The 15791-nt window shown below is 72.0% G+C and carries 13 protein-coding genes; 6 read left to right on the top strand and 7 right to left on the bottom strand.

From position 1 onward, the window contains the following. Positions 1-162: 162 nt before the first annotated feature. Positions 163-1341, bottom strand: coding sequence for a PotD/PotF family extracellular solute-binding protein (locus OG510_RS09475; RefSeq protein WP_406136345.1), 1179 nt, complete (start codon positions 1339-1341; stop codon positions 163-165). Between the two features lie 186 nt (positions 1342-1527). Then, the gene (locus OG510_RS09480) at positions 1528-2967 is read right to left on the bottom strand and encodes a gamma-aminobutyraldehyde dehydrogenase (RefSeq protein ID WP_406136346.1); all 1440 of its coding nucleotides are present in this window, start codon (positions 2965-2967) and stop codon (positions 1528-1530) included. Positions 2968-3180: 213 nt separating this feature from the next. Here OG510_RS09480 and OG510_RS09485 point away from each other — a divergent pair, with 213 nt between their 5' ends. From OG510_RS09485 to OG510_RS09500, 4 genes are all read left to right on the top strand, one after another. Continuing rightward, positions 3181-3684, top strand: a complete 504-nt coding sequence (locus OG510_RS09485) for an Lrp/AsnC family transcriptional regulator (protein WP_164264740.1) — start codon at positions 3181-3183, stop codon at positions 3682-3684. Between the two features lie 2 nt (positions 3685-3686). After that, a complete protein-coding gene (locus OG510_RS09490) occupies positions 3687-5048 on the top strand; it encodes an aspartate aminotransferase family protein (protein ID WP_406136347.1) in 1362 nt (453 codons plus the stop codon). A gap of 147 nt (positions 5049-5195) precedes the next feature. Then, a complete protein-coding gene (locus tag OG510_RS09495; protein WP_406136348.1) occupies positions 5196-5933 on the top strand; it encodes an ABC transporter ATP-binding protein in 738 nt (245 codons plus the stop codon). Further along, on the top strand, positions 5915-7021 hold the full coding sequence (locus OG510_RS09500; protein WP_406136350.1) for a hypothetical protein: 1107 nt from the start codon (positions 5915-5917) through the stop codon (positions 7019-7021). Before OG510_RS09495 ends, OG510_RS09500 begins: the two co-directional genes overlap by 19 nt. A gap of 149 nt (positions 7022-7170) precedes the next feature. Here OG510_RS09500 and OG510_RS09505 read toward each other — a convergent pair whose 3' ends face one another. Together OG510_RS09505 and OG510_RS09510 are read right to left on the bottom strand one after the other, a co-directional pair. Then, positions 7171-8796 (bottom strand): amidohydrolase, encoded by a 1626-nt coding sequence (locus OG510_RS09505; protein WP_406136352.1) that lies wholly within the window; start codon positions 8794-8796, stop codon positions 7171-7173. A 140-nt stretch (positions 8797-8936) separates the two neighbouring features. After that, positions 8937-9575, bottom strand: coding sequence for a TetR family transcriptional regulator C-terminal domain-containing protein (locus tag OG510_RS09510; protein ID WP_406136354.1), 639 nt, complete (start codon positions 9573-9575; stop codon positions 8937-8939). 66 nt (positions 9576-9641) lie between these two features. Here OG510_RS09510 and OG510_RS09515 point away from each other — a divergent pair, with 66 nt between their 5' ends. Together OG510_RS09515 and OG510_RS09520 are read left to right on the top strand one after the other, a co-directional pair. After that, positions 9642-11099: a purine-cytosine permease family protein gene (locus OG510_RS09515; RefSeq protein ID WP_406136356.1), complete on the top strand. Its 1458-nt coding sequence runs from the start codon at positions 9642-9644 to the stop codon at positions 11097-11099. Between the two features lie 170 nt (positions 11100-11269). Then, positions 11270-12376 carry an LOG family protein gene (locus OG510_RS09520; RefSeq protein ID WP_406136358.1) on the top strand — a complete coding sequence of 369 codons (1107 nt, stop codon included), beginning with the start codon at positions 11270-11272 and terminating at the stop codon, positions 12374-12376. A gap of 9 nt (positions 12377-12385) precedes the next feature. On the opposite strand, the gene OG510_RS09525 is transcribed toward OG510_RS09520, so the two are convergent. From OG510_RS09525 to OG510_RS09535, 3 genes are all read right to left on the bottom strand, one after another. Continuing rightward, positions 12386-12853 (bottom strand): SRPBCC domain-containing protein, encoded by a 468-nt coding sequence (locus tag OG510_RS09525; RefSeq protein ID WP_406142343.1) that lies wholly within the window; start codon positions 12851-12853, stop codon positions 12386-12388. Positions 12854-13079: 226 nt separating this feature from the next. Then, a complete protein-coding gene (locus OG510_RS09530) occupies positions 13080-14105 on the bottom strand; it encodes an ABC transporter ATP-binding protein (protein ID WP_406136359.1) in 1026 nt (341 codons plus the stop codon). After that, positions 14105-15718, bottom strand: coding sequence for an ABC transporter permease (locus OG510_RS09535; protein WP_406142344.1), 1614 nt, complete (start codon positions 15716-15718; stop codon positions 14105-14107). The genes OG510_RS09530 and OG510_RS09535 overlap by 1 nt, the downstream gene beginning before the upstream one ends. Positions 15719-15791: the final 73 nt, after the last annotated feature.

Genomic DNA, 15791 nt, shown 5'->3' on the forward strand with positions numbered 1-15791 from the left:
GGCCTCGGCGGCACAGACAGGTGGTGGACCGCGGAGCGCACTCGCCGCGAGGCTCCGTCATCCGCAGGGCGACGGTGGTCAGCGAGTACAGGGTCATGCACGCATTGTGGGTGGCCCCCGTCAGCGCGGTCAAGCCCGCCGGCCGGCAACCGTCCGCCCCTCCTACAGCCCCACGATCCGGTTCCAGCGCTTCGCGTACTCGACCCGCTCGGCCGATGTGATGTCCCGTGCGATCGCGAGGCGCTTGCGCATCGTGTCGTCGGGGAAGATCAGCGGGTCCTCGGCGAGGCCGGCCAGCTCCTTGTCCTTCGACGAGGCCAGCACCTCCCGTGCGGCGGGCACCGGGCACACGTAGTTGACCCAGGCCGCCAGCTTCGCCGCCACCGCCGGCTCGTAGTAGTAGTCGATCAGCTTCTCGGCATTGGTCTTGTGGCGGGCGAGGTTGGGGATCATCATCGACTCCGCCCACAGCTCGCCGCCTTCCTCGGGCACCACGAACTCGATGTCCGGGCTGTCGGCCTGGAGCTGGATCACATCGCCGGAGTACGCCTGGCAGGCGAGCACATCGCCGGTGGACAGGTCCTTGATGTAGTCGTTGCCGGTGAAGCGCCGGATCTGCTTCGTCCGTACGAGCTTCTCGACCTGGTCGCACATGGTGTCGAAGTCCTTGGCGGTCCAGCGGGTGATGTCGGCGCCGTTGCCCTGCATGAGCAGGGCGAACGCCTCGTCGAGACCGGAGAGCAGGGTGACCTTGCCGCGCAGGTCGGGGGCCCAGAGGTCGCTCAGGTGCTTGATCTCGTGGCCGACCTTGCGCCGGTTGTACGCGATGCCGGTGATCCCGGACTGCCAGGGCACGCTCTGCTTGCGCCCCTTGTCGAAGGCGGGCGAGCGGAGCTGCGGGTCGAGGTATCTGGCGACGTTCGGCTGCCTAGCCCGGTCCATCTCCTCGACCCAGCCGAGCCGGACGAACCGGGCGGCCATCCAGTCGCTGATGACGATCAGGTCCCGGCCGGTCTCCTGGTGGTTCATCAGCGCCGGGCTGATCTTCCCGAAGAACTCGTCGTTGTCGTTGATCTCCTCGGTGTACTTGACCTTGATCCCGGACCGCTTCTCGAAGGTGTCGAGGGTGGGCCGCTTCGACGGGTTGTGGTCGTCGGTGTCGATGTAGAGCGGCCAGTTGGCGAAGACCAGGCTCCGGTCCTGCGCGGATCTGTCGCGTCCGGCCCGCTCCCCCGGCTTCACATACGCCGCGGGGACCCCGCATCCGGTGAGCGCGGCCAGCGCGCCCACCGCGCCGGAACCACGGAGGAGGGAACGCCGGGAAACACCAAGATCTGCCATGCGCCCACCTTCACCTCCACCAGCGGCGGCGGGCAATGGACGCTGCGTACGGAGCACCGGCCCCGGCCACGACACCTTGTCGGGGCCCGGCGCCCGCGGCGCACCAGGACGCGCGCCGCCCCCGCACGGACGACCGTACGGGGGCGGCGGACAGGCGGCTGAACCGGCGGGCGCGCGCCGGGGTGTTCAGCCGTCCAGCGAGGTCATCACGTGCTTGATCCGGGTGTAGTCGTCGAAGCCGTAGGCCGAGAGGTCCTTGCCGTAGCCGGACTTCTTGAATCCGCCGTGCGGCATCTCGGCGACGAGCGGGATGTGGGTGTTGATCCACACACAGCCGAAGTCGAGGCTCTTGGACATCCGCATGGCGCGGGCGTGGTCCTTGGTCCACACCGACGAGGCCAGCGCGTACTCCACGCCGTTGGCGTTCGCGAGGGCCTCCGCCTCGTCCTGGAACGACTGGACGGTGATGACGGGGCCGAAGACCTCGTGCTGGATGATCTCGTCGTCCTGCTTCAGGCCGGACACGACGGTCGGGGCGTAGAAGTACCCCTTGTCGCCGACCCGGTGGCCGCCGGCCTCGACCTTGGCGTGTGCGGGCAGCCGGTCGATGAAGCCGCTGACCTGGGCCAGCTGGTTGGCGTTGTTGAGCGGGCCGTACAGCACGTCCTCGTTGTCCGGCTGTCCGGTCTTCGTGTCGGCGGCCGCCTTGGCGAGCGCGGTGACGAACTCGTCGTGGACCGAGGCGTGGACCAGCACCCGGGTGGCCGCCGTACAGTCCTGCCCGGCGTTGAAGTACCCCGCGACGGAGATGTCCTCGACGGCCTTCGCGATGTCCGCGTCCTCGAAGACGACGACCGGCGCCTTGCCGCCCAGCTCCAGATGGACCCGCTTGACGTCCTTGGCCGCGGACTCGGCGACCTGCACCCCGGCCCGTACCGACCCGGTGATGGAGGCCATCGCGGGGATCGTGTGCTCGACCATCGTGCGGCCGGTGTCCCGGTCGCCGCAGACGACGTTGAAGACGCCCTTGGGCGCGATCGCCCCGATGATCTCGGCCATCAGGACCGTGGAGGCGGGTGTGGTGTCGGAGGGCTTCAGGACGACGGTGTTGCCCGCCGCGAGGGCCGGTGCGAACTTCCACACGCCCATCATCATCGGGTAGTTCCACGGCGCGACCTGGGCGCAGACACCGACCGGCTCACGCCGGACGATGGAGGTCAGCCCCTCCATGTACTCGCCGGCCGAGCGGCCTTCGAGCATCCGTGCGGCGCCGGCGAAGAAGCGGATCTGGTCCACCATCGGCGGGATTTCCTCGGTGCGGGTCAGCCCGACCGGCTTGCCGGTGTTCTCGCTCTCGGCCGCGATCAGGTCCTCGGCCCGCTCCTCGAAGGCGTCGGCGATCTTCAGCAGCACCCGCTGGCGCTCCGACGGCGTGGCGTCGCGCCACGCGGGGAACGCCGCGGCCGCCGCCTCCATGGCGGCGTCGACGTCGGCCTGCCCGGACAGCGGGGAGGTCGCGTACGCCTCGCCGGTGGCCGGGTTGACCACGTCGATGGTCCGGCCGTCAGCGGCGTCCCGGAACTCCCCGTTGATGTAGTTACGCAGCCGGCGCAGCTCGGTGGTCACAGTGTTCTCTCCCTCTCCGATGCCCGATGGATATGTCCCGACGGATGGTGCCCGGTCGATGTCCGGTGGATGTCCCGATGGGTGAGACACCACCCTAATCGCAAGGGCGACGCTTTCGACATACCCAGCCACCCGGAACTTCGGATTCAGTTCCCAAAATGGGTTTCGACAACGAATTACATCGCTCTGGGCTTGCATGACGGGCGAGACCTCATGCACAGTGTGGGCGTGGCCAGTCGCAGCGCAGATTCCAGAAACGGGAACGGCAATCCCCCGATCGACGCCGTCTCCCTGGCGATCATCGAACAGCTCCAGCAGGACGGCAGGCGGCCGTACGCCGCGATCGGGAAGGCCGTCGGCCTCTCCGAGGCGGCCGTCCGCCAGCGAGTACAGAAACTCCAGGACCAGGGCGTCATGCAGATCGTCGCCGTCACCGACCCGCTGACCGTGGGGTTCAGGCGCCAGGCGATGGTCGGCATCACGGTCGAGGGCGATCTCGATCCGGTCGCCGACGCACTGGCCACCATGAACGAGGTCGACTACGTGGTGATGACCGCGGGCTCCTTCGACCTCATGGTGGAGGTCGTCTGCGAGGACGACGACCATCTGCTCGACCTCATCAACAAGCGGATCCGCGCGCTGCCTGGTGTGCGGGCGACCGAGAGCTTCGTCTACCTCAAGCTGAAAAAACAGACCTACCAGTGGGGCACCCGATAGTCATGAGCAAGGACCTGAGCCAGACCGCGTACGACCACCTGTGGATGCACTTCACGGACATGTCGTCGTACGAGAACGCGCCCGTTCCCACCATCGTGCGTGGCGAGGGCACCTACATCTACGACGACAAGGGCAAGCGCTACCTCGACGGCCTCTCCGGCCTGTTCGTGGTCAACGCGGGCCACGGCCGCCACGAGCTGGCGGAGACCGCGTACAAGCAGGCCCAGGAACTGGCCTTCTTCCCGATCTGGTCGTACGCCCACCCGAAGGCCGTCGAGCTGGCCGAGCGCCTCGCGAACTACGCGCCGGGCGACCTCAACAAGGTCTTCTTCACCACGGGCGGCGGCGAGGCCGTCGAGACCGCCTGGAAGCTGGCGAAGCAGTACCACAAGCTCACCGGCAACCACCAGAAGTACAAGGTCATCTCCCGCGCCGTCGCCTACCACGGCACCCCGGCGGGCGCCCTGTCCATCACCGGGCTGCCCGGGCTCAAGGCCCCCTTCGAGCCGCTGGTCCCCGGCGCGCACAAGGTCCCCAACACCAACATCTACCGCGCCCCGATCCACGGCGACGACCCGGTGGCCTACGGCCGCTGGGCCGCCGACCAGATCGAGCAGGAGATCCTCTTCGAGGGCCCCGAGACGGTCGCCGCCGTCTTCCTGGAGCCGGTGCAGAACGCCGGCGGCTGTTTCCCGCCGCCGCCCGGATACTTCCAGCGCGTGCGGGAGATCTGCGACAAGTACAACGTGCTGCTCGTCTCGGACGAGGTCATCTGCGCCTTCGGCCGCCTCGGCACGATGTTCGCGTGCGACAAGTTCGACTACGTGCCGGACATGATCACCTGCGCCAAGGGCATGACGTCGGGCTACTCCCCGATAGGCGCCTGCATCATCTCCGACCGGCTGGCCGAGCCGTTCTACCGCGACGGCAACACCTTCCTGCACGGCTACACCTTCGGCGGCCACCCGGTCTCGGCCGCCGTCGGCATCGCCAACCTCGACATCTTCGAGCGCGAGGGCCTCAACCAGCACGTCCTCGACAACGAGGGCGCCTTCTACTCGACGCTGCAGAAGCTCAGCGACCTGCCGATCGTCGGCGACGTCCGCGGCAACGGCTTCTTCTACGGCATCGAGCTGGTCAAGGACAAGGCGACCAAGGAGACCTTCAACGAGGACGAGACCGAGCGCATCCTCTACAACGCCGTCTCCAAGGGCCTGTACGAGGCCGGTCTGTACTGCCGGGCCGACGACCGCGGCGACCCGGTCGTCCAGCTCGCGCCGCCGCTGATCTCCGACCAGTCGACGTTCGACGAGATCGAGTCGATCCTGCGCGGGGTCCTCACGGAGGCATGGGCGAAGATCTGACCGCACCCCCGCGACCGCCGTTCCGGCCCGGCCGCACCCGTACGAGTGGATACGGGTGCGGCCGGGCCGCGTGCTGTCCGCCCACCCCGGCCCTGAGTCCCTACGGTGCCCAGTGACCCATCGGACCCGAACCGAGGTGTGCTCCCCATGGTGGCCCCACCGGACAACGACGTGCTCTGGGCGCGCTCCGCGCACTACTCCCACAGCGGCTCACCCGCGCTCACCGGTGTCTCGCTCGGCGTGCGTGAAGCGGAGATCCTCGCCGTACTCGGCCCGCGCGGCAGCGGCAAGACCACACTGCTGCGCTGTCTGTCCGGCCAGCTCGTGCCGCAGCAGGGCGAGGTGTGGTTCAACAGCAGCCCCGTGCACACCCTCGGCCGGGTGGCCCGCGAGCGGCTGCGGCTGTCCCGGTTCAGCTGGATCGACCCCGAGCCCCTGCTCGTACCCGAACTGACGGTCCGTGAGAACACGGCCCTGCCGCTGCTGCTGAACGGCGCGTCGCACCGCGACGCCAAGCACACGGCCCTGCAGTGGCTGGAGCGGCTCGACCTGGGGGCGTACGCCGGGAAGCGCCCGCACACCCTGCTGCAGGCCCAGCGCCAGCGGGTGGCCGTCGCCCGCGCGCTGGCCGCCGGCCCCACGGTGCTCTTCGCCGACGAGCCCACCGCCGCCCTGCACGGCGCGGAAGGCGTCCAGCTGCTGCGCACCCTCGTCACGGCGGCCCGCTCGCACGGGATCACCGTGGTGCTCGCCACCCATGACCCGGACGTCGCCGCCTGCGCCGACCGTACGGTCCTGCTCAGGGACGGACGCCGCACCGCTTCCCCCACCGGCCCGGGTGCGGTCAGCGACAAGGGGCGCTCCGCGTGCTCGCTCTCCGTCTAGCCCGCGGTTCCGGCCCGCTCGTCCTGCTGCGGAGGCTGCTGGTCACGGCGGCGTCGGCCGGTGCCGGACTCCTGCTGCTCGGGGTGCTCGGTCACGCGGTGGGGCATCCGGGGCACCGGACAGGATCCGCGTTGCGGCTGCTCTGGTGCCTGATCCCGCTGGCCGCCACGGTGCGGTTCGCGGCGGCGGTGGCCCGCACCGATCCGAGTATCCGCCCCAGCCCCGGCGCGACGGCCGCGGGGCTGGGCCCGGCCGGGCGCGCCGTGCTGTCGGCGGTGTCCGCCGCACTGACCTGCGCCCTGGGCAGCGCGCTGGCGCTGCTGCTCTTCACCCGGCTGCGGGACGGCTCGGGCGCCCGGCTGCCGGGAGCGGGCAGCCCGCTGCCGATGCCGGCGGCCCTGCTCCTGCTCGCTTCGGCGCCGGTCGCCGCCGCCGTGAGCAGCGCCTGGGCGGTGCGGCGGCGCCGGCCCGTCCGGGAGGGCGCCGCCCCGAACGGGCTCGCCCTGGGCGTGGCACTGGTCACGGCGGGGCTCGCGGCCGAGGCGTACGCGAGCGGACGGCCCGGAGGCGCCACCCTGCCGGTGCCGGGCAGGTTCGGGGACAGCCCGGCGGCCGTCGTGGCCGGCTGGGCCCTGGCCACGCTGGGGCTCGCCGTCTCGGGTCCCGCCCTGACCCAGCTGTGCGGGCGGGTCCTGCAGTCCGTGCGGCCCGGGGCGGTGCGCCTCCTGGCCGGGCGGGTGCTGCAGGCCGAGGCCGGCCGGATCGGCCGGCCGCTGGGCGTGTGCTGCGCGGTGGTCTCGGGGATCGTCGCCGCTGCCGCGCCGCACGCGTCGGGCGCCCGGCTCACCGGCCCGCTGACCGCGCTGGGCGCCGCACTCGTCGTGGTCTGCTCGGCCGCCACTCTGCTCAGCGCCGCCGTCGAGGCCCGTCAGGACCGCGCGGCGACGTCGGCCGCCCTGGTACGCGCGTTCGCCCCGGCGCGGCTGCTGCGGTCGGCCGCCGTGCTGCGCGTGGCCGCCCTGCTCGCGCTGTTCACCCCGGTGACCTGGACGGTCGCGGTACTCGCCGCGACGCCCCTGGCCCGGTAGCGCGGCGGCCGCGGCCTCCTGGCCGGTGACGCGCTCGACACCCCTGGCATGGGGGGGCGCCGCGACGCTTCCCGTCCCGGAAGAGGGCGTCCCCCTGCCCCGTGGAGCGCGCGTCGCCGGGCCTCACCCGCCGGGCGCCGGCCGACCGGTCACAGCCGTGCGTCGCGGTGGGTCGGTTCGCCGTCGAGGACGGTGAGCAGCACCGGCACCTGCGGCAGTTCGGTGGCCGCGGTGGCGAGCGGGTCGGCGGCCAGGACCGTCAGATCGGCGCGGTGGCCGATTGCGATACGGCCGGCCTCGTGCTCCTCGCCCGCCGCGTAGGCGGCGTTCACCGTCATGCCCTGGAGGGCCTCCAGGGCGGTGAGCGCCTGTTCCGGACCGTGCGGGGGCCTGGCGAGGTCACGGGTGGGCCTGCGGTGGCGGGCGCCCGCCATGACCTCGAGCGGCGGGTAGGGGGCGATGGGCCAGTCGGAGCCGAGGACGACGACGGCGCCGGAGTCGTGCAGGTCGCGGCAGCGCCAGGCGCGTGCGGCGCGTTCCTCACCGAGACGGCGCGACCAGTTGTCGGTGTGGTCGGCGCGGGTGAAGTCGCAGCAGTGGGTCGGCTGCATGGACGCGATGACACCGAGCCCGGCGAAGCGGCGCAGGGTGTCGTCGGGGACGGTCTCGATGTGCTCGACCCGGTGCCGCGCCCCCCGGCCGCCGCCCTCCTGGGCCTTCTCGACCGCGTCGAGGACATGCCGTACCGCGGCGTCGCCGATGGCGTGGGTGGCGGTGGGCACACCGGCCCGGTGGAGTTCGCCGATGAGACGGGTGTACTCCTCGGGGTCCGGCCAGAAGGCGTGCCGGGACTCGCCGTGGCAGTCCGGACGTTCCAGCCAGGCGGTGCCGTTGTCGATCGTGCCGTCCATGAAGATCTTGACGCCGTCGGTGCGCCACAGCCGGCCGCCCGCGCCCTGCTGTCCGATGAGGGCGCGCACACCGTCCGGGCCGGTGCCCGGCTGGCACCAGGGCGCGACCCTGAGCCGCAGCGGCAGTTGCCCGGCCGCGTCGAGTTCGGCGTAGAAGGCGAGGCTGTCCCCGTTGGCGTCCATGGCGTGGCCGCCGGTCAGCCCCGCTGCGGCCATGGCGCGCAGCGTGGCGGCGAGCCGTTCGCGCCGTTCCCCGCGGGTGGGCTGCGGGGCGGTCCGCTCCACGAGTTCGCAGGCCGCGTCCTCCAGGAGCAGGCCGGTGGGCCTTCTTGCCGCGTCGCACACCACCTCTGCGGTGGCCTGCCCGAAGGTGCGGGGCCCGTCGACGCCGGCGAGTTCCAGCGCGCGCCGGCTGGCCAGCATGGAGTGCGCGTCGAAGAGCTGCAGCAGGGCGGGCACACCGTCGAGTACGGAGTCGAAGGGGGCCGTCGCGACGGGCCCGCCGGCGAAGACATTGGGGTCGAGGCCCCAGCCGTGCAGCCACCCGCCGGGGGCCAGATCGCGTACCGCGCGGGCGAGTTCCTCGCGTACCTGCTCCACGTCCGTACAGCGCGAGAGGTCCAGGCCGTGCGTCATCTCGGCGCCCGATACGGGGTGGATGTGCCCGTCGACGAGACCGGGTGTCACCACCGCGCCCTTGAGGTCGATCACGGTGGTCGAGGCGTCCGCGAGAGCGCGGATCTCCTGGTTTCCGCCGAGCGCGGTGATGCGTCCGCCGGCCGCGGCGAGAGCGGTCTGCGGCAGGAAGTCGCCAGTGACCGGGTCGAGCAGCCGGGCCGAGAGCAGGATGAGGGAGGTGTCCATGGGGTTCCTCGGTGTTCGCTGGGGGTGGTTCGCAGGGGCTGGTTCGCGGGGAGGCCGCCGGGCGTTCATCGGTGTTCCCCGGTGATCCCCCCTGTGTTCCTTGGGTTCCTCGGTGTTCCTCGGTGTTCCTCGGAGAGAGGTCAGTTCGCGGGGGCGGTCAGCGTGCCCGCGGGCAGCCCGAGTTCGCGTTCCGCGGTGGTCGCGGGCATGTTCCGGACCACCGGGGGGTCGTCGCCCAGGTCGCCGCTGTTGACGAGCATGCCGAGCCCGTCCAGGACGACCAGGATCTGAATGGCCGTCAATGACGGGTCTCCGGTGCGGAATTCGCCCCGCTCGACACCGTCACGGATGAGCCCTTCGAGCCGGTCGCGCCAGGCGGCCTCCTGGACGGTGACGCGGTCACGCAGCGTGGGCCGGTAGCGGCTGAGGTGCCGGGCGTTGAGCCAGAGCCTGCTGATGCCGTCGTACGACTCCCCGGCCGCCCGGGCGAAGAACCGCGCCAGGTGCTGGGTGGCGGTGGCGCCGGCCCGGTCGAGCGGGAGGAGCTCGTCGAGTTCGGAGCCCGCGGCGTTCCCGTACGCCTCGGACACCAGGTCCTCCACGGCAGGGAAGTAGTGACTGATCAGCCCCGGCCGGACGGCCAGCTCATCGGCGATGCGCCGGAGGGTGATGCACTCCAGCCCGTCGATCAGTGCCACCTCGGCGGCCGCGGCAACGATTTCCGCACGTCTTGCCGCAGGATCTTTGCGGATTCGCTTGTTCTGAGTGCTTGACGGCATGGAATCGATGCTATTGAGTGTGCGACCAACAAGCAAGCAGCTGGGTAACAGCATCCGGAGGGCCGCATGGCGTCCACGCTTCCCGAACCGCACCACGACACGCGCGCCGCACAGCAGGAGGCGCCGCCCCCGCCGGACGGGGCGGCCCGTATCGAGGCCCACGGCATCGACCACATCCCCGAGGAGGAACGCCACGGCCACCCGAGGCAGCTGTTCTCCGTCTGGGCCGCGGCGAGCGTCAACTATCTGAGCCTCGTGGTCGGCGGCGCCCTGATCCTCATGGGCCTGACCCTGTGGCAGGCGCTCGCGGTGATCGTGGTGGGCAATCTGTTCTGGTTGCTCACCGGGCTGCTCTCCATATCCGGCCCGTCCGCGGGGGCGCCGAGCGAGGTGATCACCCGCGCCATGTTCGGAATCCGCGGCAACCGCGTGAACAACGCGGTCGTCGGCTGGATGATCTCCGTCTGCTACTTCGCCCTGAACCTGGCCGCGGCGGCGACCGCCGCCTTCGCGCTCGTCGAGAAGACCGGCATCACCGCGAGCACCGGCGTCAAGATCGTCGTCGTGCTGGTCATCGCCGCGGTCACCCTGACGATCGGCGTCTACGGGCACGCCCTGATCATGAAGCTGTATCTGCCGCTGACGCTCGTCCTCACCGCCGTCTTCGCCGTCGTCGCGGTCGGTGTGTTCCGGCACACAGACTTCTCGTACGAGCCGGCCGAACCGCTCAGCGGCACCGGCCTGTGGACGGCCCTCATCGCCGGGGTCACCCTGATCGGCTCCGGCCCGCTCTCCTACACGACCAGCGCCGACTTCTCTCGCTATCTGCCCCGGACCACCCCGGCGAGGGCGATCGTCGGCTGGACCGCTCTGGGCGGCTTCCTGCCCAGCGTCGTCGTCTGCTCCCTGGGCGCCTTCGCCGCGACGGCCGTCGACATGACCGACCCGCAGTCCGGGCTGGAGAAGATCCTGCCCGGCTGGTTCGACCCGTTCTTCCTCTTCGCCCTGGTCCTCGGCACGATCGCCATCAACGCCCTGACCTCGTACAGCGCGGGACTGGCCCTGCAGGCCGTCGGCATCCGCATCCGCCGCTCCCTCAGCGTGATCGCCGACGGGACCGCCGCCGTCTCACTCACCCTCTACGGGCTCCTCGTCTCGAACTTCCTCGACACCGTCAACAACGTCCTGCAGCTCACCGTCGTCCTGCTGGGCCCGGCCATGGCCGTCTACGCCACGGACATCGTGCTGCGCCGCAACCGCTACGACGGGCCCGCGCTGATGGACGAGACCCCCGGCAGCCCCTTCTGGTACAGGGCCGGATTCAGTACGGCGGGGGTCCTGGCGCTCGCCGGAGGCGTCGCCGTCTCGGCGCTGTGCGTGAACACCCTGTACACCGGGCCGGTCGCCCGGGCCCTGGACGGCATCGACCTCGCCCTGCCCGCCGGTATCGTCGCCGCATCGGTCAGCTACGCGATCCTGCTGCGCACCACGGGCGGCGGACGGCCCGTCGGTGCCCGGAGCTGACCGACACGGGCCGGTCCGGACCCGCGTGGCCGGCCCGGACCTGCGGGACCTGCCGGCCCTGCGTGGCCCGCGGGACCTGCCGGAGCTGCGGGGGCCTGCGTGACCGCCCGGGCGCACGGCTAGGGCGCCGCGCCGCCGGGCCCGTCGGCGCGCTCCCCTACGATGACCGGATGCCCACCACACCTGAGCGTGACCGCGAGATCGAGTCCCTGGCCGAGTTCGACCGGGCGGCCGCCCGGGGGCCGCTCGGCGGATACCGCGTTCAGGCCGTCGACCTGACGGACCGTACGGACACCCTGCTCACCACGGACACATCCGGCGCGGTCTTCCTGGGCTGCCCCATGCGCCCCGAGGCCGAGTCTGCGGTGGGCGCGGCGGGCGCGCTCGTCTTCCCGCCGGTCCCCGGCCTGCCCTTCGCGCCGTACCGCGGGCTGCTGTACTCGGCGGACGAACTCTTCGCGGGCCTGGCGGACGGCGGCTACGACGCGACCCCCGACGCCCGCGCGTACGCCTGGTTCCGGCGGACCGGGAACGACGGCGACATATTCGCCTCGATGCTGCGCTCCATCCACGACGACGCGATCTCGGACGCGCTCGACGAACACCTCGACAGCGCACGGGTGGTGGGCGTGATGGGCGGCCACGCCATGGCCCGCGGCACCGCTGAGTACGCGGGTGCGGCCCGGCTGGGCCGCACCCTCGCCCGCACCGGCCTGACCGTCGCCACCGGCGGCGGCCCCGGCGCCATGGAGGCCGCCAACCTCGGTGCGTACGCCGCGCCCTTCCGCGACGGGATGCTGGACGAGGCACTCGAACTCCTCGGCAAGGCACCGTCGTTCGACCCGTCCGTCTCCGAATGGGCGAGCGCCGCCTTCCGGGTGCGCGAGCGCTGGCCGGACGGCGGGGACTCGGTCGGCATCCCCACCTGGTTCTACGGCCACGAGCCGCCGAACGCCTTCGCCGGGCACATCGCCAAGTACTTCGCGAACGCCACCCGCGAGGACGGGCTGCTGGCCCGCTCGACCGCGGGCGTCGTCTTTCTGCCCGGGGCCGCGGGCACCGTCCAGGAGATCTTCGACAACGCGACCCCGAACTACTACCGCTCGCACGGCGAGCCCTCCCCCATGGTCCTGGTGGACCGCGCCCACTGGACCGAGGAACTGCCCGCCTGGCCGCTGCTGCGGGCGCTGGCGAAGGGCCGGCCGATGGAGTCCCGTATCGCCCTGGTCGACAGCGTGGACGAGGCCCCCGAGGCGCTGGCCCGGATGGTCTTCTGAAGGCCGCCCTCAGCCCTCGGCCAGCACCCGGGCGAGGGTGTCGAAGAAGGCCCCCCAGCCGGCCGCGGCGTTCTGGTACTCATCGGCGCTGAGGTTGCCGCCGCCCTGGTGGAAGACCATCTCGGTACGGCCGCCCAGGTCGGCGAGGGTGACGGTGACCTTCTCCCCCTCGATGTCATCGGGCGCCCCCGCGTCCTTGAGGGTGAGGACCAGCCGCTCCGGTGGTGCGACCTCGCGGTAGACACCGTGGAAGGGCATCTCACCGTGGCCCGGCACGACCAGCACCAGGCTCCACTTCCCGCCGGGGCGTACGTCCATGGTGACCCGGTCCACCGGGGCCGGCGCGTCGCCGCCGTACCAGGCGGCGAACTGCGCGGGTGTGGTCCAGGCCCGGAAGACCCGCTCGCGCGACGCGTCCAGGACTCGGGTGAGGGTGATGCCGTCGGCCTCGCTCGCGGTGGTCTTCGCGGTGGTCATGGTGTCCTTCCGGTGCTCATGGTGGCGGCGCTCGCTCGTGGTGGCGGTGATCTTGGTGCCGGTGCCTTTGGTGTCCGTGGCCATGGTGGCAGTGATCTTGATGTCGGTGCCCATGGTGTGCGTCCCTCTGCGGAGGGTCACTCAGATGTTCTCCCGGGCGGCCCGGACTGTCCTGCCGGAGCGCCCGGCCCGGTGACCGCGGCCGCCGCACGCCCGGGACGCGCCGTCACTCCTGCGCGGCCAGCAGGACCACATCGGCCGCCTCGAAGACCGCCCCCACCGTCTCGCCCACAGCGGGCGCCGTCAGCAGCGGGCACTCCGCCTCCAGCCGCGGCCCGTGCTCAGGGCTGAGGAGTACGGCCACATGGCTGCCCCGGAACGTACGCGCCTCCACCGTGCAGCGCAGCCCGTCCCGCGGCGCCGCGAGCCGCACACCGGCCGGCCGCACCAGCAGCCGGGCCTCCCCCTGCGCCGACCCCTCGGGCACCGGGATCTTGCCCCACGGGGTGTCAGCGGCCCGGCCGGTGACCGTCGCGGCCACCACATTGTCGAAGCCGAGGAACCGTGCGACGAACTCCGAGGCCGGCCGCTGCCAGACCTCCAGCGGGGTGCCGGTCTGGGCGATCCCCCCGTCCCGCATCACCACGACCCGGTCGGCGAGCGCGAAGGCTTCACCCTGGTCGTGGGTGACGGCGAGCACGGTCGTACCCAACCGGCCGAAAAGACCGCGCAGTTCCACCACGAGGCGCTCGCGCAGACTGCGGTCGAGCTGGCCGAGCGGCTCGTCCAGCATCAGCAGTTTGGGGCGCGGGGCCAGCGCGCGGGCGAGCGCGACACGCTGCTGCTCGCCGCCGGACAGGGCGGCCACCGCGCGCCGCCCGGCGCCGGGCAGACCGACCAGCTCCAGCAACTCCTCGACCCGGCGGTCCCGTTCGGCCCGTGGCACGGAACGCATCCGCAGCCCGAAAGCCACATTGCTCCCGGCGTCGCGCTGTGGAAAGAGCTGATGGTCCTGGAACATCAGCCCCACACCGCGCCGGTGCACCGGCACCCCGCTCTGGTCGGCGCCGTCCAGCAGCACCCGCCCGGCGGACGCCGGCTGCAGCCCGGCCACCACCCGCAGCAGCGTCGACTTGCCGCTGCCGCTGGGCCCGAGCACACACACCGTCTCGTGCTCGGCGACCGTCAGATCCACCGCGTCCAGCGCCACCCGCTGCCCGAAGCGGACCGTCACACCGTCCAGTTGCAGCATCAGAACTCTCCCGAGCGGTCGGTACGAATGCGTTCGAGCACCAGCAGCGACACGGCGCACACCAGCATCAGAATCGTGGAAAGAGCCATCGCCTGCCCGTAGTTGAGCTCACCGGCCCGCCCCAGCAGCCGCGCCACCGCCACCGGGAGCGTCGGATTGTCGGGCCTGGCGATGAAGACCGTCGCCCCGAACTCCCCCAGCGACACGGCGAACGCGAACCCGGCGGCGACCAGCAGCGCCCGGCGCACCAGCGGCAGATCCACCTCGCGCCAGGCCCGCAGCGGCGAGGCGCCGAGGACCGCAGCGGCCTCCCGCAGCCGCCCGTCCACGGCGCGCAGCACCGGCAGCATCGTCCGTACGACGAACGGCACGCCCACCAGCGCCTGGGCGAGCGGCACCAGGATCCAGGACGCACGCAGATCGAGCGGCGGCTTGTCGAGGGTGATCAGGAACCCGAAGCCGACGGTGACCGCGGACACCCCCAGCGGCAGCATCAGCAGGGCGTCGAACCCGCGCACCAGCCGCCCGGCCCGCCGGGTGAGCGCCGCGGCCGCGAGTCCGCCGATGACCAGGGCGATCCCGGTCGCGACCACGGCGTACCGCACGGAGTTCCAGATCGCGTCGACCGGCGGTACCAGGAACGTACCGCCGCCCGCGCCCTGCGACTGGAGCGCCCGGTAGAACGCGAAGCCGTACCCGCCGGGGCCGTCGAGGGACCGTGCGACCAGCACCCCCAGGGGCAGCAGGATCAGTACGCCGATGACCGCGAGCACCCCGCCGACCAGCGCCCACTGGCCGGCGCCCGCCGGACGGCGGGAGGTCCGCGCCGGGTCGACCAGGCTCAGCGCGCTCTCCCGGCGCCGTACGGTCCAGGCGTGCAGCGCGAGGATCGCTCCGACCGCGGCGAACTGCACCAGGGTCAGCACGGCCGCCGTCGGCAGGTCGAGCAGTTCGGCGGTCTCCCGGTAGATCTCCACCTCAAGCGTGGAGAAGCCGGGTCCGCCGAGGATCTGCACCACCCCGAAGGAGGTGAAGGTGAAGAGGAAGACCATCAGCGCGGCCGCGGCCACCGCGGGCGTCAGCGCGGGCAGCGTCACCCGCCGCCAGGCGGCGAACCGGGAGGCGCCCAGGACCCGCGCGGCCTCCTCCTGGCGCGGGTCGAGCTGGGCCCAGAGGCCCCCCACGGTCCTGACGACCACCGCGTAGTTGAAGAAGACATGCGCGAGCAGGATCGCCCAGACCGTGGTGTCCAGGCGGACGCCCCACAGCTGGTCGAGCAGCCCGCCGCGGCCGAGCAGCGCGAGGAAGGCCGTCCCGGCGACGACGGTGGGCAGCACGAAGGGCACGGTCGCCACCGCGCGCAGCAGCTGTTTGCCGGGGAAGTCGAAGCGGGCGAAGACATACGCGCCGGGCAGCGCGATCAGCAGGGTCAGCCCGGTCGACGCGCATGCCTGCCAGGTGGTGAACCACAGGATGTGCAGGATGCCGGGCTCGCTCAGCACCTCGCCGATCCGCCCGAACTGCCAGGTGCCGCCCGCCTTCAGGCCGCGGCCGACGATGGCCGCGACCGGGTAGGCGAAGAAGACCGCGAAGAACACGGCGGGCACCATCATCAGCGCGAGCCCGACCGCCGCCCGGCGCCGGCCCGCCCCGGTCGACGGCCCGGGCCCGGCCTGCGCCTCGGGT

It is taken from the genome of Streptomyces sp. NBC_01089 (assembly GCF_045162975.1).
Classification (GTDB): Bacteria; Actinomycetota; Actinomycetes; order Streptomycetales; family Streptomycetaceae; genus Streptomyces.